The organism is Alteromonas sp. NFXS44 (genome assembly GCF_040148705.1).
GTDB lineage: Bacteria > Pseudomonadota > Gammaproteobacteria > Enterobacterales > Alteromonadaceae > Alteromonas.
Window position 1 is genome coordinate 79,119 of sequence record NZ_JAGDEA010000008.1, and the last position, 26,295, is coordinate 105,413.

23 protein-coding genes are annotated in these 26,295 nt (G+C 47.0%); 10 read left to right on the forward strand and 13 right to left on the reverse strand.

The genetic code is table 11. The features are described 5' to 3' along the window. Positions 1 to 57 precede the first annotated feature (57 nt). Entirely contained in the window at positions 58 to 2,547 is a 2,490-nt protein-coding gene (locus J3369_RS11420; protein WP_349586853.1) for a prolyl oligopeptidase family serine peptidase, read from the reverse strand. Between the two features lie 201 nt (positions 2,548 to 2,748). Between J3369_RS11420 and J3369_RS11425 the strand changes: the two genes are divergently transcribed. Further along, positions 2,749 to 3,288 (forward strand): glutathione peroxidase, encoded by a 540-nt coding sequence (locus J3369_RS11425; protein ID WP_349586856.1) that lies wholly within the window; start codon positions 2,749 to 2,751, stop codon positions 3,286 to 3,288. A gap of 441 nt (positions 3,289 to 3,729) precedes the next feature. On the opposite strand, the gene J3369_RS11430 is transcribed toward J3369_RS11425, so the two are convergent. Further along, on the reverse strand, positions 3,730 to 4,974 hold the full coding sequence (locus J3369_RS11430; RefSeq protein ID WP_349586859.1) for a cystathionine gamma-synthase family protein: 1,245 nt from the start codon (positions 4,972 to 4,974) through the stop codon (positions 3,730 to 3,732). Positions 4,975 to 5,322: 348 nt separating this feature from the next. Here J3369_RS11430 and J3369_RS11435 point away from each other — a divergent pair, with 348 nt between their 5' ends. Next, positions 5,323 to 6,513 carry an amino acid aminotransferase gene (locus J3369_RS11435; protein WP_349586862.1) on the forward strand — a complete coding sequence of 397 codons (1,191 nt, stop codon included), beginning with the start codon at positions 5,323 to 5,325 and terminating at the stop codon, positions 6,511 to 6,513. Between the two features lie 49 nt (positions 6,514 to 6,562). Here the strand turns inward: J3369_RS11435 and J3369_RS11440 are convergent, their stop codons facing one another. The 4 genes from J3369_RS11440 to J3369_RS11455 all read right to left on the reverse strand — a co-directional run bounded on the left by J3369_RS11440 (position 6,563) and on the right by J3369_RS11455 (position 12,748). After that, entirely contained in the window at positions 6,563 to 7,726 is a 1,164-nt protein-coding gene (locus tag J3369_RS11440) for a DNA-binding transcriptional response regulator (RefSeq protein ID WP_349586865.1), read from the reverse strand. Positions 7,727 to 7,906: 180 nt separating this feature from the next. After that, complete coding sequence (locus tag J3369_RS11445; protein WP_349586867.1) at positions 7,907 to 8,284, reverse strand: hypothetical protein; 378 nt, start codon at positions 8,282 to 8,284, stop codon at positions 7,907 to 7,909. A gap of 95 nt (positions 8,285 to 8,379) precedes the next feature. Further along, on the reverse strand, positions 8,380 to 11,535 hold the full coding sequence (locus J3369_RS11450; RefSeq protein ID WP_349586869.1) for an efflux RND transporter permease subunit: 3,156 nt from the start codon (positions 11,533 to 11,535) through the stop codon (positions 8,380 to 8,382). Then, the gene (locus J3369_RS11455; RefSeq protein ID WP_349586872.1) at positions 11,528 to 12,748 is read right to left on the reverse strand and encodes an efflux RND transporter periplasmic adaptor subunit; all 1,221 of its coding nucleotides are present in this window, start codon (positions 12,746 to 12,748) and stop codon (positions 11,528 to 11,530) included. Before J3369_RS11455 ends, J3369_RS11450 begins: the two co-directional genes overlap by 8 nt. A gap of 299 nt (positions 12,749 to 13,047) precedes the next feature. On the opposite strand from J3369_RS11455, the gene J3369_RS11460 reads away from it, so the two are divergent. Then, positions 13,048 to 13,356 carry an isoamylase early set domain-containing protein gene (locus J3369_RS11460; RefSeq protein ID WP_349586875.1) on the forward strand — a complete coding sequence of 103 codons (309 nt, stop codon included), beginning with the start codon at positions 13,048 to 13,050 and terminating at the stop codon, positions 13,354 to 13,356. A gap of 44 nt (positions 13,357 to 13,400) precedes the next feature. Here the strand turns inward: J3369_RS11460 and J3369_RS11465 are convergent, their stop codons facing one another. Together J3369_RS11465 and J3369_RS11470 are read right to left on the reverse strand one after the other, a co-directional pair. Beyond that, on the reverse strand, positions 13,401 to 14,327 hold the full coding sequence (locus tag J3369_RS11465; RefSeq protein ID WP_303574760.1) for an electron transfer flavoprotein subunit alpha/FixB family protein: 927 nt from the start codon (positions 14,325 to 14,327) through the stop codon (positions 13,401 to 13,403). Next, positions 14,324 to 15,076, reverse strand: coding sequence for an electron transfer flavoprotein subunit beta/FixA family protein (locus J3369_RS11470; RefSeq protein ID WP_303574761.1), 753 nt, complete (start codon positions 15,074 to 15,076; stop codon positions 14,324 to 14,326). The genes J3369_RS11465 and J3369_RS11470 overlap by 4 nt, the downstream gene beginning before the upstream one ends. 249 nt (positions 15,077 to 15,325) lie before the next feature. Here J3369_RS11470 and J3369_RS11475 point away from each other — a divergent pair, with 249 nt between their 5' ends. The 5 genes from J3369_RS11475 (at position 15,326) to fldA (ending at position 19,191) form a co-directional block, all read left to right on the forward strand. Further along, positions 15,326 to 16,969, forward strand: coding sequence for an electron transfer flavoprotein-ubiquinone oxidoreductase (locus J3369_RS11475; protein ID WP_349586879.1), 1,644 nt, complete (start codon positions 15,326 to 15,328; stop codon positions 16,967 to 16,969). A 128-nt stretch (positions 16,970 to 17,097) separates the two neighbouring features. Beyond that, the gene (locus tag J3369_RS11480; RefSeq protein WP_349586882.1) at positions 17,098 to 17,490 is read left to right on the forward strand and encodes an H-NS histone family protein; all 393 of its coding nucleotides are present in this window, start codon (positions 17,098 to 17,100) and stop codon (positions 17,488 to 17,490) included. Positions 17,491 to 17,538: 48 nt separating this feature from the next. Then, positions 17,539 to 18,330, forward strand: a complete 792-nt coding sequence (locus J3369_RS11485) for an alpha/beta fold hydrolase (protein WP_349586885.1) — start codon at positions 17,539 to 17,541, stop codon at positions 18,328 to 18,330. A gap of 86 nt (positions 18,331 to 18,416) precedes the next feature. Beyond that, the gene (locus J3369_RS11490) at positions 18,417 to 18,635 is read left to right on the forward strand and encodes a DUF2788 domain-containing protein (protein WP_119501487.1); all 219 of its coding nucleotides are present in this window, start codon (positions 18,417 to 18,419) and stop codon (positions 18,633 to 18,635) included. A 31-nt stretch (positions 18,636 to 18,666) separates the two neighbouring features. Continuing rightward, positions 18,667 to 19,191 carry a flavodoxin FldA gene (gene fldA / locus J3369_RS11495; protein WP_119501488.1) on the forward strand — a complete coding sequence of 175 codons (525 nt, stop codon included), beginning with the start codon at positions 18,667 to 18,669 and terminating at the stop codon, positions 19,189 to 19,191. Positions 19,192 to 19,227: 36 nt separating this feature from the next. Here the strand turns inward: fldA and J3369_RS11500 are convergent, their stop codons facing one another. Further along, positions 19,228 to 21,234, reverse strand: coding sequence for a HAMP domain-containing methyl-accepting chemotaxis protein (locus tag J3369_RS11500; RefSeq protein WP_349586890.1), 2,007 nt, complete (start codon positions 21,232 to 21,234; stop codon positions 19,228 to 19,230). 443 nt (positions 21,235 to 21,677) lie between these two features. Here J3369_RS11500 and fur point away from each other — a divergent pair, with 443 nt between their 5' ends. Next, positions 21,678 to 22,106 carry a ferric iron uptake transcriptional regulator gene (gene fur / locus J3369_RS11505; RefSeq protein ID WP_119501490.1) on the forward strand — a complete coding sequence of 143 codons (429 nt, stop codon included), beginning with the start codon at positions 21,678 to 21,680 and terminating at the stop codon, positions 22,104 to 22,106. 48 nt (positions 22,107 to 22,154) lie between these two features. Here the strand turns inward: fur and J3369_RS11510 are convergent, their stop codons facing one another. From J3369_RS11510 to J3369_RS11525, 4 genes are read right to left on the reverse strand one after another with little or no spacing between them, the layout of a single operon-like run. Further along, complete coding sequence (locus J3369_RS11510) at positions 22,155 to 23,021, reverse strand: aminotransferase class IV (RefSeq protein WP_349586893.1); 867 nt, start codon at positions 23,019 to 23,021, stop codon at positions 22,155 to 22,157. Positions 23,022 to 23,027: 6 nt separating this feature from the next. Beyond that, on the reverse strand, positions 23,028 to 23,969 hold the full coding sequence (locus J3369_RS11515; protein WP_349586895.1) for a 5-oxoprolinase subunit C family protein: 942 nt from the start codon (positions 23,967 to 23,969) through the stop codon (positions 23,028 to 23,030). Beyond that, positions 23,966 to 24,655 (reverse strand): 5-oxoprolinase subunit PxpB, encoded by a 690-nt coding sequence (pxpB, locus tag J3369_RS11520; protein WP_349586898.1) that lies wholly within the window; start codon positions 24,653 to 24,655, stop codon positions 23,966 to 23,968. Before pxpB ends, J3369_RS11515 begins: the two co-directional genes overlap by 4 nt. Continuing rightward, the gene (locus J3369_RS11525) at positions 24,642 to 25,382 is read right to left on the reverse strand and encodes a 5-oxoprolinase subunit PxpA (RefSeq protein ID WP_349586900.1); all 741 of its coding nucleotides are present in this window, start codon (positions 25,380 to 25,382) and stop codon (positions 24,642 to 24,644) included. Before J3369_RS11525 ends, pxpB begins: the two co-directional genes overlap by 14 nt. A 66-nt stretch (positions 25,383 to 25,448) precedes the next feature. On the opposite strand from J3369_RS11525, the gene J3369_RS11530 reads away from it, so the two are divergent. Further along, positions 25,449 to 26,294, forward strand: a complete 846-nt coding sequence (locus J3369_RS11530) for a CvfB family protein (RefSeq protein WP_349586902.1) — start codon at positions 25,449 to 25,451, stop codon at positions 26,292 to 26,294. The last annotated feature ends 1 nt before the right edge of the window (position 26,295 follow it).

Below are 26,295 nucleotides of genomic sequence, written 5' to 3' on the forward strand. Positions count from 1 at the left end.
GTATGCCGTCTCCGGCGGATAAAAAAAGGCAGTGATGGTCAGTCACTGCCTGCTTTATTAAAGGTTTGTTTCAAACAATTTGTAGATCCTGCGGTACTCATCCAGCCAGGAACTGGGCTGAACGAATCCGTGAGGTTCAACCGGATATATCGCCGTTTCGAAATCGGTTTTTTCAAGTTCGATGAGGCGCTGAACCAGTCTTACTGAGTCCTGGAAGAACACGTTATCGTCAACCATGGGAGCAATGATAAGTAATGGTTTTTCCAGCCCTTCTGCGAAGTAAATAGGTGAACTTCGCTCAAATGCGATGGGATCCACATCCGGCGTATTCAGAATATTAGATGTGTAAGGCGCATTGTAATGCGCCCAGTCAGTTACCGGACGTAAAGCTGCGCCGGCTGCGAACAGATCCGGTGCGGTAAACATAGACATGAAAGTCAGGAAACCACCGTAAGAGCCGCCGTAGGTGCCGATACGTGCCGGATCAACATTCGCATTTTCTGTCAGCCAGTTCACTCCGTCCCGTAAATCTTCCACTTCAGGTGTGCCCATCTGACGGTAAATGGCAGTACGCCAGTCCCGGCCGTAGCCTTTTGATGCGCGGTAATCCATGTCCATCACCACATAACCCTGCTGCACCAGCATACTGTTGAACATGTATTCACGGAAATACCCTGACCAGCCAAGGTGCGCATTCTGCAAATATCCGGCGCCGTGGTTAAAGACCACCGCTTTGCGCTTTTCACCCTCGTTGTAGCCTTCAGGTAAATACACACGGGCATAAACAGGCTTACTGGTATGAGATGATGGCATCGCTACCACCTGAGGAACGGCCCAGGGCATTGACAGGAATGCATCACTGACAGTATCTGTGATCTTCTGTGCTGCGCCACTGTCACCGGCTTTTTTAATGTAAAGCTCAGGCGGTCGGTTTACTTTGCTGTGAGTTAACAGCAGTGTGTTGTTGTCAGGACTGAGTACAAAGTCCGTTATGCCGTTCAAATCGGTCATGGCTTCACTGGCACCGGTAACGGTATTCACCCGGTAAATTTCATAAATGCCGGGGTGCTTTTTATTGGCCTGATAGTAAATGAACTTATCATCGCTGGTGAGTGCCGGCTCTTCCGTGACAAACTGACCACGTGTAAGTTGTTGAGGACTCTCACCGGGTACCTGCAGATAAAGATGGGAGTAACCGTCTTTTTCTGACTGATAGAAAAGTGTTTCACTGTTATTCAGCCAGCCAAATTGGTTATGGCTGTAATTCACCCATGCATCATCGTGTAATCGCTCCTGTGTTTCAAACCGGCCTTTTTCAAAGTCAACAGTTACAATCCAGCGATCTTTGTTGTCCCACGCTTCCAGCATCAGGGCAAGAGCCCCGCCATTTTTGTGCCAGCGAACAGACGGATTGTTCCGGTCCCAGCTGCTGAACAGGGTAATGTCTCTGGGCAGGCGGTTAACCACATACTTGTCGCCGCGGGCAGCAGCATTTTCAGATTTCACGTCTGCAAGTACATCGTCGTTGTAGCCGGGCAAGCTCATGTAGGATAATTTTGATCTCTCACCGGTTTGCAGATTAACCAGCCAGGCATCGTGATTCACCGGCTCTGCATCAGCAACACGACTTCTCACCCGCATTGGCAAGATCCGCGCATCTTCCTGAATGAAATGCGGCATGATGTCAGAGTCGTCTCTGGACTTCACATCAGCGGTAGTCACGACAAGTGCAAATTTACCATTCGGAGATACCGAAGCGGTAACCAGTCTGTCACCCTTATCGAACCAGACCTTATCATGAACGTAGGCCGGACTTACCGTTTTCAGTTTTTCATTACGGTCAGCACTTTGCTGGCTCTGTCTGCGTTTTTTGTCGATATATTTGATTAATTTTATCTGTTCACCGGCAATATAGTCTTCCGGTTCGCTTACTGCTTCAGGCTTGTCCCCGAATGCCCAACTGAACAATTGCTCACGTCTGCCATTATTCACGTCAATAGCAACAATACGGTTACCTGTGGTCACCATCAGCCTGCCGTCGGTCATAAAAGACAATCCGTGTACCGGTGCTCCGCCACGGATGAGTTGTTCAGCCGGCTGACCTTTGTGTTTTATAAAAACACTCTCTCCGGCGAGAAATGCCATTGTCTGGCCATCAACACTTTGTGCTTTTTCGCTGTAGCGGTACAGGTACTGTTCGGATAGCGGAATACGCTCTGCATTGGCAGGCATGTTAACCGGAGCGGCAAATACATCCCGGAGATGACTGTTCTCCCGTTCCTGCTCATACACCAGCATGCTGCCGTCAAGGCTCCAGCCGGGGCGTACCGGAGAACGACCCATCCACTGTGGATCGGCCATAATTTGTTTCAGTGTAATCGTGTCTGATGACACCGGCTGAGTGACTGTTTCCGGTGTTACCATTGCAGGTGGTGCATTGACCGGTACCGGCGTTGAGGAAGTAGCGGGATCAGCAGCTGTAGAGACACAAGCGGAAAGTGACGTGCCTAACGCAGCAGCAATAACGAGGCTTAACATTTTTTTCATTATGGTTCTGTCTTAAGTGTGTTATTTATAAGCATGTTAATTATACGCAACAAGGTAATTCCGACAGCCGTTTTCATCGGGTTAACTTGTCGGATTATCCCAGCCTAACGGTGACTGACCGGTGTCGTCAACCGCGCAACTGTTTCTCTGCGCAGATTACTGTTAAGGTTGAGACAAACTCTTCCACATCTTGAGGCCATTATGAAAAAAACGCTTTTGCTTGCGACACTTACTCTGTTCAGCAGTGCTATTTTCGCTGCTGAGAACTGCCCTTCTGTCCTGAAATTTGTTAAACGTAAACTGAATTCCCAGGAAACAGTGAACCTGTGCGAAGCATACCAGGGAAAGGCTCTGCTGATCGTGAATACAGCAAGCTATTGCGGATTCACGCCGCAATTTGAAGGACTGGAAGCCATGTATGAAGAATACAAAGATCAAAACTTCACCATTCTTGGTTTTCCTGCCCACGACTTTAATCAGGAAGCAAAAGATGAAGGTAAAACGGCGGAATTATGTGAGCTGACGTACGGCGTAAAATTCCCGATGTTTGAACCTACTGTGGTTACCGGTGATGACCAGGACCCTCTGTACCGCATGCTCACCCGCGCCACCGGCGAAGAGCCTTCATGGAACTTCAATAAATACCTGGTGGATAAAGACGGTAACATCGTCAAGCACTACGGAAGCCGCGTTAAGCCCTCAGATGAAGACCTGCGCGCAGATATTAAAGCAGCCATGTAACTGGCTTTTCTGCCGCACTCTCAGTCATAAACAGACATAAAAAAGCCCCGCACATGGCGGGGCAATCAAGCACACTCAACTTGGAACACACTTTAGCGGTAACGATTAAGCACAAGTCCTGGCTTAAACCGTTAATTGCTAACTGCATAGATTTAGTCATTACTATTAGTCTTTAGTTCAAATTATTTTTTGATAAATTATCTGAATGTTAAAAAAGTGAGAAAAATCTGTAACTTCAGATAGAAAAATAATGGGAAAAATTTGAGATAAAGGTGAGGAAAATGGAGCAAGTAGCGGAAATTCAAGCATCACCCGGTTCGAAGTTCGCCAAAACACCCTACGAGAAAAGAAAGCCCGCTTACTTGCTGAAAATTATCATAACAGGGTTGTTGCAGAATTGCTTCTAAAATAACCCTGTCTTTACAAAAATTCTAAACGGTGTCAGTTAAACTGTCCGAAAGCCTGCGTAAAATCAGCTACCAGGTCGTCAGTATCTTCAATACCTACTGATAATCTGATCATACCTTCTGAAATCCCCATTTTCTGTCTTTCTTCCAGTCCATTTTCAAAGAAAATGGTTGAGGCAACGGGCAGCGCCAGGGTGCGGTTGTCACCAAGATGTGTTGCACAAATCACCAGCTCCAGGGCATTCAAAAAGTCCCGCGGACTAATGCGGTTTACCAGGTCAAGACTCAAAATGGCACCATAGCCACCTGACAGCATTTCTCTGGCAGTATAATGCTGAGGGTGCTCAGCAAGACCCGGATAATACACCTTTTCTACCAGCGGATGACTGTCCAGCCAGGTAGCCAGTTTCATCGCGTTCTCACAATTACGCTGCATACGAAGAGAAAGGGTTTCAAGACCGGTAGCAATTGCATGGGCAGAACCCGGGGCTAATGTTGCCCCCATGTCACGTAATCCCTTCTTCTTGACCTGAGTAATTCCCCACTGCCCCTTTTCAGCGACCTGGTAGCCGGGTTTGATATTCGGGTAAGTTGTCCAGTCGAACGTACCAAGATCAACCATCACACCACCGAGCACATTGCCGTGACCTGACACGTATTTCGTCAGCGAGGAAATAACAATCGACGCACCGGCAGCTTTAGCATCGAAAAGCGGCGGCGGTGTCATTGTGTTGTCGATGATAAACAGTAATGATTTTTCACGGCAGAACTGGCTGATAGCCTGAACATCTGCGACCTGCGTAGCCGGATTCGCAACAGTTTCAGAAAACACAATGCGGGTATTCGGCTGATAAAGTGCCTGTACATCCTCTATCGACGTCACATCGGCGAAACTGACCTGAATACCCAGATCTGCCAGCGTATCCACGAAGCAACGGGTATTACCGAATAAATACTGACTGACAATAATATGGTCGCCCGCTTTTAGCAGTGATAACAGCGTGCTGCTGATTGCAGCCATGCCTGTGGCAAAGCACAAAGCCCCTGCGCCACCTTCAAGTTCGTTAAGAATATTTTGCAACGCGGCAATCGAGCCTGACGAAGAGCGTGAATACACATGACCGGCTTTCTTACCCTGGAAGACATCGATAATACCTTGTGCATCCTCAAAGGCATAAAGCACAGAATTGGTCGTCCCTGTATGCACAGCGCCGTGCTCAGGTTGATTCAAAAGGCGGTCTGCATGTACCTGACGGGTAGTGAATCCCTTGTTATTCACGCTGAAACTCCACGTTTGATAAAAAATGTAGGAAGCAAAATCAGGCCGCACAGAGAGTGCCGGCTGTCTGTAACGCTAAAATAAAGCGGATTTGAGTTTGCCTGTGGAAGCGGATATTACCGCAAACCAGCGTTTACGCCCAGTCCCAATTCCCGGTGAGGTGACAAATCTCTCGTTCGGATCCGGTTTAAAACCCCATGATGAACTATGTATTTTACAACCCGCAGCATCCGGCAATGATTTATTCCAATTTAACCTGAAGAAAATTGCATTTTAAGTCTCGTAATTTGCGTGAGCAGTGGCATAATGCCGACCTCGCTTAATTATCACGCAACGTGAGGAAAAATCGTGTTTGAAGTATTACCACAACTAGCTCCGGATCCAATTCTGGGATTGTCTGCATCATTTCGGGAAGATACCAATCCGGCTAAAATTGATTTAGGTGTTGGTGTTTATAAAGATGAGCAGGGTAATACGCCGATCATGACGTCGGTGGCTAAAGCTCAGCAAATTTTGCTGGAAAGAGAAACCTCAAAAACTTACATCACCCCGCAGGGTCATCAGGGTTATATTGATGGCAAGCTGAAATTATTGCTGGGTGAAAACAGCAAAGTCATGCTGGCTGATCGCGTCGCTGCGGTTCAGGCGCCGGGTGGCTGCGGTGCGCTGCGTATTTTATCTGAATTACTTGCACGTTGCGGCGACAACCTGAAAGTGTGGGTAAGCGACCCTACGTGGGCGAACCACATCCCGTTAATCGGTTCTGCCGGTCTGCAAATCGAAACGTATCCGTACTTCGATAAAGCTGCTGCGGGCATTAATTTCGATGCGATGATGGAAACGCTTAAGCAAACCGGTAAAGACGACATCGTGTTGCTGCACGGTTGTTGTCACAACCCTACCGGTGCAGATTTAACCAACGCCCAGTGGGATGAAGTACTTAAGCTGGCTCAGGAAAAAGGTTTCCTGCCATTTATCGATGTGGCTTATCTGGGTTTCGGTGACGGTCTGGAAGAAGATGCTTACGGCATCCGTTTACTGGCTGAAAACCTGCCTGAAGTGATTATTGCGGCTTCCTGTTCAAAGAACTTTGGTCTGTACCGTGAGCGCACCGGTCTGGCTGCAATTGTCACGAATGACAGTGCTACCCGTAAAATTGCCCAGGGGCAGATTCAGTCTGTTGCCCGTGGTATTTACTCTATGCCACCAAGCTGGGGCGGCGCATTAGTTGATATCATTTTGTCTGACACCGCGCTGAAAGACGAATGGATAACTGAAGTGAATGAAATGCGTAACCGCATGTCTTATTTGCGTACAATGTTAGTTAACAAACTGGCAGAGAATGGCGCACAGAAAGATTTCAGCTTCCTGAAAACCCAAAAAGGGATGTTTTCGTTCCTGTGTATTACACCGGAGCAGGTTCGTGAAGTGCGTGCAAAACACAGCGTATACTTCGTGGATTCAAGCCGCGTTAACGTTGCCGGTATCAACCAGCAGAACGTTGATGCGCTGGCTAAGGCTCTGGTTTCAGTGCTTTAACCTTTGAAAGACAAACGATAAAAGGTGGCTGATTGCCACCTTTTTTGTTTCAGAAATATTCCAGCCCTCTTAATTCGTCATCCAGATCGTCATCCTCTCCGGAAATTTCCCTGACAGATAAATCCACCAGCCGGCTATGCATCCTGGCGGCAATGCCTGCAAGTAACGCATCTGCATTAATCAGTTCTTCGTCATTTAACGTGCTGTCTGTCGCCTGTTGTAACAGCCGGACCAGAGCTTCTTTGTCAGTATCTTTAAGAGACCCTGTGCTTTTGTCCTCCACTACCACATTACGCACCCTGGATGATAATTTATGTTTTTGATCCCGGCGGTCAATAAGCACATCGTGAAGCTTGTTCACCAACTTGTTGACATCGTTACCGGCATCAAACAAGGCCTGCTCCTGCAATAATGCGACGTAACGCATGTTTAGCAAAGGCATGAATTTCGTGCCCAAATCTGTGAGAACTGATTGCAAGGGAATGGTGAGGTTACCAGTTTGTTTCAACAGCATAGAGACGTGCTCAGCATTTAGCATGAGTCGTTGTCCGAAAGAAAAATACTCTCCCTGCTTGCGAAGGGTTGTAAACACTTTAACCGTAGTTTCATCACAGGAGTCTGACTTACCGTCAAAATAAAGAGGCCGGTTATTATGCCTGAACTCAAGAGCAGCATGGATCCCCTGCTCTTTTAATGCAGTTAGAGTAATATGAGCGATATCGGCAACACTTTTGGCATCATTCAGTTTGCCCAGGGTTTCCAACCCTAAGCGGTATATTGCCGCTCTGTTTACTGCCTGTTCAGAGGCAATCACAGATTGCTTTTTATCGTGTTCAAGTTGCTGCAGCGCTTCAATCTGATCCTGAATGGCCAGTAAAGTTTCATAGAACGGTACGATGGTATAAGGCTTGGTGAAATAATAAGAAATCCCGCCGTTGTATGCCTCAACCATGGTTTCTTCTTCAGCATGATGACTGACAACAACGATAACCGGTGACGCCGCATAATCCGGCTTATAACTGGCGTGGGTAAGGCAGGATGCCTTCTCTCTCTCAATTTCCCATTCACACACTACCAGCTGATAATATTTGTCTCTCATCATGATGCGGGCATTTTCAAAAGAGTCAGCTACATCGACAAAAAAAGCTTCAGCAAGAGACAACTGATAAATTTCAGCCTGAATATCATCCGGCTCGACGACCAGTAAATTCAAAATTACCTCCAATGTAAGAAACTTAGCAGTGACTGCCTGACCATAAGCATTATCCGGCGCAGAGATACACGTCGGACAGCACATGACCGGGCAGGATCACAATTACTAAGTTATAGACACTGTCAGCACATCTTGCACGGATTCCACCTGAATTTATAATTAAAACAGTCTGTTCTTACACTAAGCAGCCATTTTCGCCGTCATTTCATGTTGACTACGGTGTGCCTGTTCAACTATTTGTTGAAGCTTTCTCGCTGCATTCACGTGTTTTGCATCGCGCTGAAAATAGACCTGCTCCACAATACGACCTTCTTCGTCTATGAGAAAACAGGCAAGCTTTGCCCCTTTATGGGGTAAATACCACTGGTGAAAACGCAGAGAACGGTTTTGCGGTAATGACAGTATTTTCTGCATCATACAAAAAGGAATTCGCATAGAGGCCAGACGTTCATCAGCAGATGACAGTGTGACCAGCGATTGTGATTTATCAGCGCCATTTCTGATGCGTATACCAAACGTGCGGATTAAATTATCAACTGTTTTCAGACCTGTATTCATAAGCCCTCCATATACTGTACATATAAACAGTACTGTATATTTGAACACTTATCAAGCATATTGGTCAAAAAAGCCCCGCAAGCGGGGCTGTTGAATTAATCAGTGGTAGATTCTGCTTCTCCGTAAATCCGGACTTTCTCATCGCGCCGGCTTCTGAACAGATTGCGTACATCGTGCATCATCAGGTACAGACAAGGCACCAGCAGAAGGGTGATCACCGTGGCAAAAAGAATACCGAAAGCCAGTGATACAGCCATAGGTATCACAATCTGAGCCTGCAAACTCCTTTCTGCTACGATGGGCATCAGCCCCATAAAGGTTGTCAGTGAGGTCAGAATGATGGCTCTGAAGCGTTGGGTACCGGCGAGAATGGCGGCATCAATTAACTTGTGTCCTTCCTGCCTGGCCCGGTTAACGAAATCCACCATGATTAAGCTGTCATTTACCACCACACCGGATAACGCAATGATGCCGCAAATTGACAGCACGCTCACAGCAAGTCCCAGCACAAGATGGCCAAATATGGCCCCCACTACACCAAACGGGATCACAGACATAATGATCAGCGGTTGACTGTATGAGCGAAGCGGAATGGCCAGTAGTGCATAGATGGCGAATAAAGCAAAGAGCAGTCCTTTAACCAGTCCCATCATAGCATCGGCTTCTTCTTTGGAGTTGCCCTGCAGTTTAAAGTGCACTTTAGGATACTGTTTGAGTAAGTCAGGCACGATTTTCATGACCACTTCTTTGGTAATTTCACCGGGATCCAACATATCCTTGTCGACCTTTGCGGTTACCGTCACCGAACGGCTGCCGTCTACACGGATAATTGAGTCATAGCCTTTGCCTAATGTGATTTCACCCACTTCTTCAAACGGAATGTCATCGCCATTTGGCGCCCGTACCCGCATTTCTTGCAAATGAGAAACCGATGAGCGTTCCTCTTTGGGATATCGCACCATGACTTTGACTTCTTCATCGTCACGCTGCACCCGCTGTACTTCCGCACCATAGAAACCATACCGTACCTGTTGGCCGAGCTGCTGAAGTGAGATCCCCAGCGCCTCTGCCTGCGTGGTCAGAGAAAGCTGAATTTCATCGCTGCCACCGGCAAACGTATCATTGATATCTGTCACCCCGTTAAAAGACGATAACCTGGTTTTTAATGCTTCACTGACAGATTGCAGAGCGGCAATATCTGATGAACTGAATTCAAAACTGAGATCAGCCCCGCTTCCCATTCCCCCCGGCGCGCCGATATTGAAGGATTTTACGCCGGGAATTTCAGGCATTTCATCCCGCCAGCGCTGGTGGATCTCAAAGTCCTTCATTTCACGACTTTCACCTTTGGTCATTTCCACAAAGACTTCACCGCCTGTGGTACCGCTGTCAAAAGCAATGGCGTGTTTAATGATGCCGGCACCGGTTTCATCTGTGACATTTTTATCCATGCGGTACATGGCATCCAGCATTGTCGCCAGGGTCTGATCCCGCTGTTGCAGCGAAGAACCCGGCTCAAGTTCGAAAGATGCCATCATGAAGTCACTGGGAATATTCGGAAAGAACACGAAGCGTACTATACCGCCCATAAACAGTCCGATAGTCAGGATCATCATGGCCAGAAATATCGACAAAGTCAGATAACGCATGTGAATGGCTTTGCGTAAAAACGGGGCGTACACCTTATCGATAAAGGTTTTGATACCTTCACTGAAAAAATCCCGGAAGCGCTGGAAGCGATTGGCTTTTGCCGGGTCATAGGGCTTTAATTTCATATGAGCCAGGTGGGCAGGCAGAATGAGCTTTGACTCCAGCAGGGAGAAAAGCAGACAGATGATTACAACCCAGCCGATTGTCTTCCAGATCACACCGAAGGGCCCAGAAACCATTAGCATAGGTGTAAAGGCAGCAACGGTAGTCAGCACACCAAAGGTAGCCGGCATTGCCACTTTCTTAACACCAATAATGACATTTTCTGTACTGTGCCCTTTTTTATCGATTTCAGAGTATGCCGACTCGCCCATAATAATGGCGTCATCCACCACGATGCCCAGCACCAGAATAAAGGCAAACAGGCTTAGCATGTTGATAGACACATCAACCGCTTCCATGGGCATTACCAGTAACGTGCCCAGAAAACACACCGGTAACCCCCAGATAACCCAGAAAGCGAGTTTAATTTTCAGGAACAGAGACAGAACAATAAATACCAGTAGTGCACCGAAAAACATGTTTGAAAGCATCATGTTCAGGCGATCGGCCAGGTAAAATGAGCTGTCTCCCCAGGTATCGGCAGTAATATTACCCGGGAAGTCTTCTTTGTTTTTCTCAATGTACTGATTAACCTGATCAGAAATATCCAGCGCATTCTGATCACCCACAGCCCGGACCCGCAAGTTTACAGCAGGTTTACCGTCAAATTCTGAAAACTGATTATCTTCAACGAAACCGTCTTTAATGGCCGCCACATCACCCAGCGTAACACGGGTGCCGTTGCTGTCTGTCAGCAGTACAATGCGGGCAAAATCATCTCCCCGGTATGCCTGACCTTTGGTACGTAAAAGAATATCTCCGTTTTCCGTTTTTATTGCACCGCCAGGCAAATCCACACTGGACTGGCGGACAACATTCACCACTTCTGAAAAAGTCAGGTTGTATTTCTGCAGCGCCATTTCAGACAGTTCTATGGCGACTTCATAGTCTCTCGCACCCACAACGGAAACACTGGAAATACCGGGCAGATTGGCAATCTCATCGCGCATGTTTTTGGCGAATTCTTTCAGTTCCCGTTCGGTGGCCTCGCCATAGACAGAGATCCAGATGACATCCTGCTGAATTTTCTGGCGGTAAACCACCGGCTTCTCGGTGTTACCGGGAAATGTCGGTATGGCATCAACCTGCACTTTTACTTCATCAAGTACTTCCTGCACATCGTAGTCTTCATCGACTTCAATGCTGACGGTGCCCATGCCTTCCACAGCGGTAGAGGTTATTTGTTTAATACCGTCGAGATCTTTCACCGCCTCTTCAATTTTCAGTATAACGCCCTCTTCCACCTCCTGAGGTGCAGCACCAAGATAAGGCACCCTCACGTTAATAACGTCAATTTCAAAAGCAGGAAATACCTGTTTCTGAATCGAGAATGCAGAGAACAGACCGCCAGCAAGTAAGATTATCATCAGCAGGTTGGCAGCCACACTGTTACGGGCAAACCAGGCAATAATGCCCTTATGAGTATCGATTTTACTCATTGTCGGCTCCCGAGATTTTCAGCTCGTCGCTGTCACTTTCAGTAGCATCTTCCGTTATTAACTCTTCACCGGAAATGCGTACTTTCATTCCTTCATAGGGATTGGGCACGACACTGAAGACTACTTTAGGATTTTCCGGTAAGCCTGAGCGCACATACACCTGCTTTGCGGTCGCCCGCGCCACATCAACCGGGTTAATTTGCAAGGTATTGTCTTTTGATACAGTAAGAATGGTGTTATCCAGCCGTAATACACTGCGTGGTAACACGTACAGTTCTTCGAGATCCGAGCCGGTGATATCAGCTTCTGCAAACTGACCAAACCGTAAAACGGCTCCGTCCCTTTTGCCATTCAGGTTGTAAGGGTCTTCCACTCTGGCTACGGCATATAATACGCGGCTACCGGCATCCATTACCCCTTCGGTTCTGACCAGCTCAGCATCCCAGTATTGAAGTGTTCCGGCGACTTTAGCTTTCAGCCGTACCGACGTTTTACTTTTCAGATCACCCTGCAGGTCAATATAAGCCAGTTCAGATTCAGTTACGGGCAAGCGGATTTCGGCTGTATCAGTAGAGTAGATCGTGCCTGTTTCACTGCCCGCTGAAACGTACTGCCCGAGATCAATATTCCGGTTTATCACAATGCCATTATAAGGGGCTTTAATTTCAGTTCTGGCGAGGTTGCGCTCAGCTCTTTCCAGTTTCGCTTCTGTCGCTTTCACATTGGCCTGCTCACGGGCAAGCTGTGGTTTTCGTAATCCCAGTTCAGGTGGCACGACTGAGTTCACAGAACGCCATTCCTTTTCTGCCACTTTTCCTCTGGCAATTTCTTCCTGTAATGTTGCCTGTGCCTGCGCCAGTTCAGCTTCTGCCAGTTTCACTTCAGTCTGATAGTCCTGCTGCTCCAGCACAGCAAGTACATCACCTTTCCTGAATGTGCCCCCTACTTCAAACTGTTCTGATATTGCCATCACCTGACCATTTACCTGGACACTGATACGGGTTTGATTTTTAGGCACTACATTCCCCTGAGAATGCACCACAAAAGCGGTTTGTTGTTTCTCAGCGAGCCTTGCTTCAACCAGAAAATCTTTAGATTCAGGTATTTTTTGTTCAGGCGGTGTTTTTGATGAAATGAGAATGATTGCCAGCACAAGCGCAATGACAATGACGATGACAGGACCGAGTGTTTTGACCCAACCACTTTTAGACATGAATATTCCTTTAAGGCGCAATGTAATAACAGCTGCCGGGGAAAACTGCTCCTGATGGATTAACGGGTACAGGCATTCCGGGCGCCGTTTTAACGGTATTATTATTTTTACATCTTTAGTGTAAACCTGTTGCCTGATGCTGGCTGCTTTTAGATTGTTAAATTTTATTTCTGTTTGTTTATATTTTTACTAAAGCAGCAACAGCTCACTGGCTGATTTTTAACACGAAATCCCTTGAACTGATTGAAAATTAGTCTTAACTTGGTGATGAATCATACGCATTTTGCACGAGGGATCTCATGAGTCTTAAGAAACAGTATTTAAAAACTAAACCTGCCTGTAAGGTCACATTCCGTTTAAATGCCAACGAGGCTGGTGAAGCTGCCACAGCAAAACTGGTGGGCGACTTTAATGCCTGGGATATGGATGTCACACCAATGAAAAAGCTTAAGAATGGTGATTTCACACAAACTGTAACGCTGGATGCTGATGCCGAATACCAGTTCCGTTATTTATTGAATGACGATGTGTGGGAGAATGACTGGGAAGCTGACGGTTATATGCCTTCACCGGTGAGTCTTGAAGATAACTCGGTTGTACGGGTATAGAAATTAAAAGAAGGCGTTGAAACAGCGCCTTCTTTACTTTATGGCTACAGGGCCTTTTCAAGTTCCGGCAGGATATCAAATAAGTCTCCCACCAGACCATAATCTGCCACCTGAAAAATCGGGGCTTCTTCGTCTTTATTGATCGCGACAATCACTTTTGAATCTTTCATACCGGCAAGATGCTGAATTGCACCGGAAATCCCTACTGCTATATACAAATCAGGGGCAACAATTTTACCTGTCTGACCTACCTGCATATCATTAGGAACAAATCCGGCATCCACTGCCGCCCTCGACGCACCAATTGCGGCCCCCAGTTTATCCGCTATGCCTTCAAGCAAGCTGAAGTTTTCACCGTTTTGCATACCACGTCCACCGGAGATCACCACGTTCGCCGCAGTCAGCTCAGGGCGTTCAGACTCAGTGAGCTGAGCACGGGTAAAGGATGATTTTTCCGACGGAAACTCTGCATCGATCTGTTCAACCGTCGCGTTATTGCCATCAGAGACACTGTCAAAGGCAGACGTTCGTACAGTAATAACATGTACTGTCTCTGCAGATTCGACAGTAGCAATAGCATTACCCGCATAGACCGGTCTGATAAAACGGTTATCAGCCTCAATGCCGGTTATGTCAGAGATTTGCGCGACATCCAGTAAGGCCGCTACACGAGGCATAAAATTTTTGCCTGTGGTTGTGGCAGCGGTAAGAATATGAGAATAGTCCGCGGCCAGAGATACCACCAGGGCTGACACACTTTCTGCCATCTGATGTGCATAGTGGGTACTGTCAGCACATTTGACCAGCGACACACCGCTTAACGTTGCGGCCTGCTCTGCTAAGGCTTTGCAACCTTCCCCGGCAACCAGTACGTGAATATCTCCGCTCAGTTGTGACGCCGCCTGTACCACTTTCGCCGTCTCAGGTTTCAACTGGTTATTGTCATGTTCTGCGATTACAAGAATACTCATGATATTACTTTCGCCTCGCTTTTCAGTTTTTCGACAAGTTCAGCCACATCTGCCACTTTCACGCCTCCGCTTCGCTGAGCCGGTGCAGTGACTTTGATCACCTTCACTTTTGAGGTCATATCTACGCCGAAATCTGCAGCTGTCTTTACATCAAGAGGCTTACGTTTTGCTTTCATAATGTTAGGCAACGACGCATAGCGGGGTTCATTCAGTCGTAAGTCTGTCGTTACCACAGCAGGTAAGCATAGAGACACAGTTTGTAAACCGCCGTCTACCTCTCTGGTGACCTCCACCGTGCCGTCTTTCACTTCTACGGCTGAAGCAAAGGTACCCTGTGGCATGCCGGTCAATGCTGACAGCATTTGTCCGGTTTGATTATTATCGGAGTCGATGCTCTGTTTGCCCAGAATCACAAGTCCGGGTTGCTCCTGCTCAACAACTTTGCTTAACAGCTTCGCTACCTGCAAAGAGTCAGGCGAACTATCCGCTTCAATGTGCAAACCGCGGTCAGCCCCCAGTGCCAGTGCGGTGCGGATTTGTTCCTGACAGGCTTTATCGCCGACAGACACAACGACAACTTCTGTCGCGACACCTTTTTCTTTCAGGCGGATCGCCTCTTCTACTGCAATTTCACAAAAAGGATTTAACGCCATTTTTGCATTAGTCAGATCCACACCTGACTCATCAGCTTTCACGCGTACCTTTACGTTGTAATCGATAACGCGTTTTACCGGGACAAGTACTTTCATTCTTTACCTCAGTTGGCCGGGAATAAGAGTTTGATTAATTACCGATAACGTCTAAACATTCATTGCCAGTGTTAAAAACAAAGAACCGGAGACGATGCTCCTTTTAAATAAAGCATCAGACTTCTCAGTTTACAAAGATGTTACAATTAACACCTGACTTTATCTTTACGTTAACGTAAACTTACCATGCAATTTACTTACTGTTGACGTAAACGTCAACCTGATTGACAAAACTTACCGGAGGCATTCATGGAACGTGAATCGATGGAATTTGATGTAGTGATTGTCGGTGCAGGCCCTGCCGGCCTGTCAGCGGCATGCAGGCTAATGCAACAGGCTCAGGCCGCTTCCCTCGAGTTGATGGTCTGTGTTGTTGAAAAAGGTTCTGAAGTAGGTGCACATATTTTATCCGGCGCAGTATTCGAAACCACTGCACTGGACGAATTGTTTCCGGACTGGAAAAATGAAGGCGCTCCGCTGAATACCCCTGTGCTGAGGGACGACATTTATTACCTGACTGATGGTCAGCATGCCCGTAAACTTCCTCAGGCTCTGGTACCCGATACCATGCACAACGATGGCAATTATATTGTCAGTATGGGCAATGTTTGCCGCTGGCTGGCTGAAAAAGCGGAGAGTCTTGGTGTTGAGATTTTTCCCGGATTTGCAGCCTCTGAAGTTTTTTATAACGAAGACGGCTCAGCCGGTGGTGTCATTACCGGCAACATGGGCGTAGCAGAAGACGGCAGCCAGAAAGACGGCTACATGCCGGGCATGATTTTAAAAGCCCGTTACACTATATTTGCCGAAGGTTGCCGCGGACATCTGGGTAAACAATTAATTTCCAAATTTAATCTGGATGAAAATACCGCCCCTCAACACTATGCCATCGGATTTAAAGAAATCTGGGATATTGACCCTGCCCTGCATGAACCCGGTCTGGTGGTTCACACAGCCGGTTGGCCGCTGACAGATTCAACGGGTGGTGGTTTTCTTTACCATGCAGAAAACAATCAGGTATTTGCCGGTCTTATTGTCGATTTAAATTACGACAACCCGTACTTAAGTCCATTTGATGAATTTCAGCAAATGAAACATCATCCGGTTTTCAGGCAATATCTGGAAAATGGAAAAAGAGTCTCCTACGGTGCCAGAGCAATAGCAAAAGGCGGACTGAATTCATTACCTGACATGACTTTTCCCGGAGGTATTCTCATAGGATGTAATGCGGGTACACTGAATTTCGCTAAAATCAAAGGTAATCACACAGCGATGAAGTCTGGCATTTTAGCGGCAGACAGCATTATTAATGAATTAAAATCAGAAATACCTGATCCTGCATTAACGAATTTCAATCAGGCTTTTAAAACATCCTGGTTATATTCTGAACTAAACAGCAGTAAAAATTTTGGCGCAGCTATTCACCGGTTCGGCACGTTTTGGGGTGGCGTTTACAATACTGTTGACCAAAAAATATTCAAAGGTAAATTACCCTTTTCCATTAAAGACGATCGTAAAGATTATTTACAATTAAAAGATAAGAAAGATGCCACTAAAAAGGTGTATCCAAAACCCGATGGTATTTTGAGTTTCGACAAACTCTCTTCTGTCTTTTTGTCGAACACCAATCATGAAGAAAATCAGCCTTGCCACCTGAAATTAAAAGACCCTGAGATACCACTGAAAGTTAATCTGTCGAAGTACGATGAGCCCGCACAGCGTTACTGTCCGGCCGGTGTATACGAAATTATAGAAGAACACAACACGTTACGATTTCAAATCAATGCGCAAAATTGTATTCACTGTAAAACCTGCGACATTAAAGATCCGTCACAGAATATTCAATGGGTTGTCCCTGAAGGTGCAGGCGGACCGAATTATCCGAATATGTGATCCAAATCCTGTAAATTAGCTATTTATTACAATTTTAAAAAAAAGCAGTGTTAAGCTGCTTTTTTTTAGATTAAAATTTGACTATCCTTTTTAAATACACAGTTTTTTAACTAACACAAGGTTGATGAATGAACGACTTTTTAGAAATACTGACGCATGGAAGACGTTTGCAAGGTGCCGTAAAGGATTTAAGCACAGCTGAATTAGAATCTGTACAAGAAAAGTTAGCTAACATCATCGAGAAAAGAAAAGAAAAAGATCTCGAAGAAGAACAAGCAAAACAGGAAAAGCTGCAGAAAATTGCTGATATCCAAAAGCAACTTGAAGAAGCCGGTCTTGATGTCAGTGATCTGGAGTCGACGACTGTTGAAAAGAAATCTACCGGAAAAAAACGTCCGGTAAAATACGAGTTGAAAGATGGTGAAGGTAAAGTACACCAGTGGACAGGTATCGGAAGAATGCCACGGGTCTACAAAGATGCGTTAGACAGCGGCAAATCGCTGGAAGATTTCGCAATTTAAAAAATTCCATTCAAAGGCGACATCAGTCGCCTTTTTTTCAGGTCAATCATGCAATCCACGTTACATTATTCTTTTACAGAAAATGCTGATTCTGATTATTTACTTGTTATTATTCACGGTTTATTCGGAACAGCAGACAATTTATCTGTCGTAAAGCGGCATTTCGCGCCCAAAGTCAATGTGCTCAGTGTAGATTTACCGGACCACGGTCAATCAGCTCATCTGGAGCATTTTTCCGTAGAGGCAGCAGCAGAACAGTTATACGCATTAATCAATCAGTTTAAGAAAGCCCGCACAGGCATACTTGGACATTCGCTGGGTGGAAAGGTAGCGATGCGCCTCGCACTCACCCATCCACAATTTGTTGACGACCTTATCGTTGCAGATATTGCACCGGTAAGTTATCCGTCCCGCCATGATGCGATAATCAGTGCATTAAAGTCGGTAGACCTGAATTCCATCAACAGCCGTTCTGATGCGGATAAAAGTTTACAAAGTGGTATTCCGGAAGCCGGAGTACGCCAGTTTCTGTTAAAAAGTTTATATCAGGATACCGGTAAACAATGGCACTGGCGCTTCAATCTGAATGGTCTGGCAAACAGTTACGAAGCGATTAAAGGATGGCAAAGCAGCGATGCTCAGTTCTCTGAGCCTGTACTTTTCATCAAGGGTGGTAATTCCGATTACATCACTGCGTCCATGCAAAGTGAAATATTGCAGTATTTTCCAGCTGCCCGCGCCCATGTTATTGAAGGGGCCGGTCACTGGTTACATGCAGAAAAGCCGGACGCCTTCAACCGCGTGGTTGAAAAACACATATTTCGCCCGCATCAGGCATGATATAGCGCAAAAAATTACGTGGTTTTCACTGCGAGGCAGCTGATTTCTGTGCTATAGTTTGCGCCGATTTTGGACTAAGTAAAACTATGCTTGCTGAAAATTACGAAACCATTGAATCCATCATGTTTTATCTTGGGCTTACCGGCCTGTTTGTCCTGATGGGTTATGCCGTACATGATGTTCTCAAAAGTAACGATGTACCGCTTATCGGACGGGTAGTTGCCTATGGCGTACTCGGAATGGGAGCGCTGGGTTTTATTGCCAAAGGATTGATAGAACTTATTTGGTTAAGTACCGGCGTGTAATTTCAGAAGATGTATCGAACAGAGGGTTATTATGGCAAGTGTTGGCTTGTTTTTCGGTAGTGACACAGGAAATACCGAACATGTTGCAAAGATGATTCAAAAGGAATTAGGCAAAAACCTGATTGATGTACAGGACATTGCCAAGAGTACCAAAGAACAGATCGCTGAATTTGATCTTCTGATATTCGGGATCCCTACCTGGTACTACGGTGAAGCACAATGTGACTGGGATGACTTCTTCCCTGAACTGGAAGAAATTGATTTCAATGACAAGCTGGTTGCAATTTTCGGTTGTGGCGATCAGGAAGATTACGCTGAATATTTCCTGGATGCCATGGGCATGGTTCGCGATATCGTAGAACCCCGCGGTGCAATTCTTGTCGGTCAATGGTCTACAGACGGCTACGACTTTGAAGCGTCTAAAGGCATGGCTGATGATAACCACTTTGTTGGTCTGGGCATTGATGAAGACCGCCAGCCGGAATTAACCGAAGAGCGTGTACGTGCCTGGTGTAAGCAGTTACACGAAGAGTTGTGTCTGGCAGAACTTGCCTGATATTGAATTAAAGAAAACGGGCGCACAGCCCGTTTTTTATAATCTGAAGCGCTCAACCACTTTCCGCAATCCTTCCATTTGCTCATCCACCCTGGCACTGGATTCATTTGCCAGACGGGTACTCTCTGCACTTGCATCAGCCAGCGTCACGATTGCGTTGAGATTATCATCAATACCTGCAAGTACTTTATCCTGAGCTTTAGTGTCTTTCACGAAACCGGCATTAAACGCCTGCAGCTTCACAATGACCTCACTGATCCCATTAACCTGCTCATAGACTTTTTCACTGATAGCAACACCCTGCTCCGCCTTTTCCATACTCAGGTTGATGGCTTCCACAGCTTGCTGTGCATCACGTTGCAAACTGCCAATCATCGATTCAATTTCTTCAGTGGAGTTATGCGTGCGGTTAGCCAGTGTTCTGACCTCATCGGCGACAACGGCAAATCCGCGGCCCTGATCACCGGCTCGTGCAGCTTCTATCGCAGCATTGAGCGCCAGCAAGTTTGTTTGTTCCGCGATGGTTTTAATGACGTCAAGGATACTGCCGATGCTGCGGCTGTTCTCATCCAGCCGGTTAATGATACTGGCCGATGCCGATGCCTGGCCTGATTGTTCTGCAACCTGTTGCCGGTTTTGTGCAACCAGTTCAGATGTTTGCTGCGTCTGATTTGCGACCCGGTCAAGTTCATCCACCGATTGCTGAATCATTGCGAGGTTCTTTTCACTGGTGCTTCTTACACTGGCAGTATCTGAGGAGGTTTTACGGACCCTGTCGCGCTGTTGGGCGACCTGCTCCAGACTGCGTTCCCCCATTTCAACACTTTCTCTGGCCACATCCAGCAGCGTACGTTCCTGTTGCTGAATGTTACCGATAAGATCTCTGAGAGCTTCAGTTAAACTGTTTACCTTTGCCGACAAATCGGCAAATTCATCATTGCCCTGTGTCTTCAGACGATACGATAAATCCCCTTCGCTGATCCGGCCGAGACCACGGGTGATATTTTGCAGCGGCCCGGCAATGCTTTTACGCACAATGAGAGTGAGTGCAACTGCAGCCACCAGACCAATAAACGACACCACCAGCGTATCAACAAGGCTGTCTTGCACAGTGTCCAGAATCAGGTTTTGCCCTTTCAGGGTTTCTTCAGTGACTTCTTCGTAAAGGTTATTGATTGTAGAGGTAGCCTGCGCCAGCGATGTGTTGGCACGCTGACGGCTTTCTGTGGCATGGGCGATGTGTGATAACTTCTCTTTCTGGCCCGCCATCAGACCGGATTCTCCGGTGAGAATAGCCAGCATGGCATCATACTGCTGCTGAAAATTGCTGATGATACCGTCGGTATTCAGGCCACTGGCAGACCGGAACAGATATTCGGTGTCTACCGCCAGATTGCTCAGCTGATAGTCCAGGTCATCCAGGATCACCAGTGAATCTTCAGGATCTTCAGACTTAACCAGTTCTGTGACTACCGAACTCAAAGTAAGCAATTTATTATCTATATTCGCACCGAGGCCGGCCAGCGCATCGATACCGGGTTGTCCGTTATCCAGAAAGCTTAAATCCATCATCAGCGCTCCGGCTTCATCAATATGAGAGATAGCTTCTTCCCGCTGCTTTGCCAGTGACAATTGTATTTGTTTGCTGCTTATAAGCGCTTCGTACACCGTCCTGCTCTCACGAATAAATGTGTTACCCGCCTCTACGGCCTGTTTGGATTCTGTGTGATTACCAAAGGTGGTATCGAAAATAGCGAGATCTTCAGAAAATACCTCACTCAGTGCCTCAAACACATCTTTGTTTTTATTCAGTGCTGAAAGCTCATCCATGTAGTAACCGTTTGCCGTTACGGTCGCCAGAGACAATGCATCTGACTTCAGGGACATCATTTTTGTCTGAACCGGCATTTTCTCGGTGGCCACCGTTTCAGCAGAACGGCGGATGTCGCTGAGTCCCAGATAAGCAAGTAAACTGGTGATCAGCAATAAACAGCCGAACAGGGCAAAACCAAGTGTTATTTTTTGTACAACAGTCAGGCGCATCTTCTTATCCCAATCTTCGGTTTTATTTCCGTAACATGGTTATCATTGATTTTAATATAAGTTTTCCGGCCTTGCCGTTTTTTGGCCAGGAAATATGTCTGCGCACAATGTTCCGTAATTGCCGGCAAGATAAATAATGTTGAAAACATCCCGGAAAAGTCGCTATTTTGCAGCGAAAAATGCATAGCTTTCATTGAACTTATCGGTAGAAACTTAACAATGCTTTAGTTCGTTGAGAGGGTAAATCCTGAATAACTCTCTGCATACCGCCTGCAGGGTCCGGTTAGCTGCACAAAGTCCTTAAAAAACGTATGGATAAATGACAGGGATCAATGATTTAATCTGCAGATTAATGTTGAAGATATCCGCGCTTTTACTTTTAAAACCTGGCAAAGTACCTATAATGAGCGTTAAATCAGAAGAGCTTCCAGAAGTGATTATTTATGGATCAAAATAAAGAACTAAAAAAAGCGGGTTTGAAAGTTACACTTCCCCGTTTAAAAATTCTGCAGATCCTGCAGGAACCTGCCAACCAGCATATCAGTGCTGAAGATGTGTATAAAATTCTGATCGATCAGGGTGAGGAAATTGGTCTTGCGACGGTATACCGTGTGCTTAACCAGTTTGATGACGCTGGTATTTTGAACCGTCACCATTTTGAAGGTGGCAAGTCAGTATTTGAAATCAGTCATAAAGAGCACCACGACCATCTGGTGTGTCTGAAATGTGGCAAAGTCATCGAGTTTGAAGATGACGTGATTGAACAACGTCAAATTGAAATTGCCGAACGCAATAACATCAAACTGACACATCACAGCCTCTATCTTTACGGTGAATGTAAAGACGGTACCTGTGATAAAACCGACGACTGAGTCGCCGGTCGTTAAGATTAAATAAACCTGCACAGCGTGCAGGTTTTTTTATAACGTAAACTTGTGTTTGTTGAAAGCAGTGATGGCTTTAAGCCATACATCACCTGCCTGCCCGTTCCCCACGGGTTTATCATCCACCGAGGTAACAGGGCTGATTTCCTTACTGGAGCTGGTTAGCCACACTTCATCAGCACTGAACAATACTTCTGCTGTGACCGGTACTTCCTGCACCTCAACGCCTTCTGCTGCAAGACTTTCAATGACCAGCTTCCGGGTAATTCCCGGCAGAATTTGATGATCCAGCGGTGGTGTCATGATAATACCTTCTTTCACAACGAACACGTTGCATGAACTGGCCTCAGTCACTTCTCTGCGGCTGTTCAACAGAATGATTTCCTGTTTACCGGCCTGCCGGCCTTGCTGATAATGCATCACATTGCCGAGCAGCGATGTGGATTTGATGTTACAACGCTGCCAGCGCTTATCTTCACCACTGGCGACATCAAAGGTTACCACTGCGGCTTTATCCGGCACCGGCGGCGCGGCGGTAGCAAACGCAAAAGCGAACACAGTGGGAGTAATATTGTCAGGATAACCATGGGCACGTTTCATCTCAGTACCCCGTGATACCTGAATATACACACCCACTGACGCAGAATTCAGAGCTTGTGTATTTTTCGTCACCAGTTCACTGACCAGCTCTGTCCATTGTGCCTTTGTTTTCGGATTTGTAATTGCCAGCTCATCGAGCCCGTTTTGTAACCGGTCGAGGTGGGCGTTCATACCAACAGCTTTACCGTGCAGGGTAGGGATCACCTCGTAAATACCGTCGCCGAACAGAAAACCTCTGTCCATCGGAGAAATACGTGCTTCTTCAAGGGGTAAAAACTGGTCATTTAAAAACGCGATTGTCATCAGATATCAATTGTTCCTGAAAAAATTGTCAATACGGGCTTGCCTTAACAGCCATGTCCCACGGGCATTTTCCGGATCCACCGGATTAAACGTTAATGTTGTGCCGGGAACAGACTGCGCTACCCTCGGAAGATCATATGGCGCTATTACGCCGATTTTGGGATAACCGCCCAGAGTTTGTCTGTCAGCCAGCATTATAATCGGCTGACCGTCTGCAGGCACCTGCACAGAACCGCAATTAATCCCTTCTGAGCGCATAGCTTCAAAACCCGACGATATGGCAGGACCACTCAGGCGATAACCCATGCGGTCACTTTGCGGTGTCACACTGTAGGCTGAGGAATAAAAAGTTGCCCGGACTCTGCTGCTGAACATGTCATGCTGATAAGCAGGAATAATATCAACCGGAGCATCACTGGCATAGGGAGCAAGCATCGAAGCAGGCAATATGCGGCTTATGTTTTCCTGTGCTGCAGGGACGACATGAATTGTGTCACCGGCGTGAAGAGGCTTTCCGTCACCGGCAAGTCCGCCCAGCTTTTCCCGCATCACGGTGCACACAGAACCGGCTATTTCAGGTATCTGCCAGGCGCCCTGGACAGCGAAATAGCAACGTTGACCTGCAAGCTGCTGCGAAATCTGAACGTCGTCTCCGGCGCTGAGGTTAATTGTGGCCAGTTCAGAAGCAGGTTCACCGTTCACGGCAAGTGAAACAGCAGGGCCGCAAACAGCGATAGTGGCTGAATGCTCAAATCTGATGTGTACATCACCGGCAATTTCAATACAAGGATTGCCTTCAGGATTGCCAGAAAGCCAGTTTGCAAAGTTAAAAGCTTCGACGTCTAAAGGACCTGAGCCGCTAAAACCCTGCTCCTGCATCCCTGTTCTGCCGGCATCAACGATTAAACTGAGGAAACCCGGATTGATAATAGTAAAGGATATTGTCATGCCTTCACCTGCTCCAGGTATTCCCGCTCATCAATTTCATAGAACTCTACTTCGTCGCCGGCCTGCAACAGGGCCGGCTGCGCACTGGCAGGATCAAATAAAGTTAACGGACTGAGTCCCAGTAACTGCCAGCCGCCGGGCGATACTTGCGGATACACTGCAGCCTGACGGTCGGCCAGTGCAACCGCACCGGCGGGCACTTTTGTCCTCGGTGTTTTGCGGCGCGGTACCGACAGACGTTCCGGAATTTCCCCCAGATAAGCGAAACCGGGCGCAAACCCTACTGCAAACACGCGGTACACGGTTGCTGTATGCAATGCAATTATCTCACTGACCGCCAGGCCGGTGTGAGAAGCGACTTCATCAAGATCATTCGCTTCCGGAGCACCATACCAGACAGGGATCCGGTGTCGTCGAAGGCTTTTTCCGGATGACATCTGCGGTTGCAGTTGCCGCAATAAGCGATACACTCCATGGCTGTCAGTTATCTTTGCATCGAACAAAATTAGCAGGGAGTCATAGGACGGGATGGCTTCTTTTAACCAGATTGGCGGATTCGCCTTCAACGCAAGATGATAAGCGGAAACCGCAGCGTTCATTTGCGTGACATCTTTACCACCGAAGTACAATATGAGACCGTCCATGCCGGCAAAGGCAATGTGACGGACGTTGTCAAAGGCTTGCATGATTCAGCATTTCTCTGAACGATTTTGCCATCGCCACTGCGCCGGGCGAATCGCCGTGCACACAAAGTGTATCTACCTGCAACGTCAGCGTTTTACCGCCACTGGTTATAATCGTACCGTGTTCCAGTAATCCCTGTACCTGCGCAGTGGCTTGCTCATGATTCAGCACCGCACCGGCATGTTGCCTCGACATTAAATAGCCGTCATCGGTGTACCGGCGATCAGCAAAGGCTTCAAATTGCAAACGGAGCCCGTAAACCTCAGCTTCTGCAATAAGCTTGTCACTGTCAGGATGAGCCTGAATCATCAGACTGAGCGCTCCCTGCCCCGCTTCTGCCACGGCTTTCATGACGGTCTGGCGCAGCGCCCTGTCCTGCATTAAATCGTTATACAGCGCACCGTGAGGTTTAACGTAGGACACTTCTACCTGCTGAATACGGGCAACACCGCTCAGTGCTGCAATCTGGTATTGCAGGCAGGCTGTCAGCTCATCATCCGCCATTTTCATTGAGCGCCGGCCGAAGCCCTGCAGATCCGGATAAGACGGATGAGCCCCCGTGGCCACACCCGCTGCTTTAGCCAGTGCGACAGCTTTACGCATTACCAGCGGATCACCGGCGTGAAAGCCACAGGCAATGTTCGCCTGATCGATATACTGCATAATGTCGCCGTCGACAGGCATATGCCAGGCACCGAAACTTTCACCAAGATCGCAATTCAACTTCATAATGGTTTAGCTCATTCTCACAATTGGTTATCATGTTACCTGTATTTACTTTCACAGTCAGTCCTGATGATACACATTGGCAAAATCAATACCCTTCAAGTCGGTGAATCACTGCCTTTTGGCTTTCACCTCTCCAGTGGCGATGATAACGATCCGCTGGTACTGCTAACTCATGAAAATATGGCCGCGCTGCCGGAAAAAGTGAAAACCGGAGATACGCTGGATATTTTTGTCGGCATCGATGAAACCGGAAATCTTGAAGCCTGGCCGCAAACACCGGTAGCGCAGGCTGGTGATACCGTGGTGCTTAAAGCAACCGGCGCAACAAATTTCGGTGCATTTTTTGACTGGGGCGGTCAACGGGATCTGCTTGTCCCGGCGGGTATGCAGGACGGACCGGTCAATGAAGGCATGCGTTATGTTGTTCATATTTATCACGATGAAAGTACCGGCCGCATCCTGGGCGCCACCCGGCTTCACCGTTTCATTAAGGAATCGTCAGATACATTGAAAGCCGGCGACGGGGTTGAATGCCTGGTGTATTCAAAAACGGAACTGGGTTTTAAAGTCGTCATTAATGGTGAGGCGCTGGGACTGATTTTTCACAGTGATGCATTTAAGCCATTAAAAACCGGTCAGCAACTGGATGCTGTCATTAAGACCATCCGCGAGGACGGCAAAATTGATGTCGCCCTTCAACGTACCGACAAAACCGGCCGGAAAACACTGGAAGAAGCTATTCTGGAAGATCTGGAAGCACATGGCGGTGCTTCGATCTTAACCGATAAAAGTAAACCGGAAGATATTTACGCCCACTTTAATGTCAGTAAAGCGGCATACAAAAAAGCATTGGGTGCGTTATATAAACAACGCAAAATTACCATCACGAAAGATGCAGTAAAACTGAATTAAC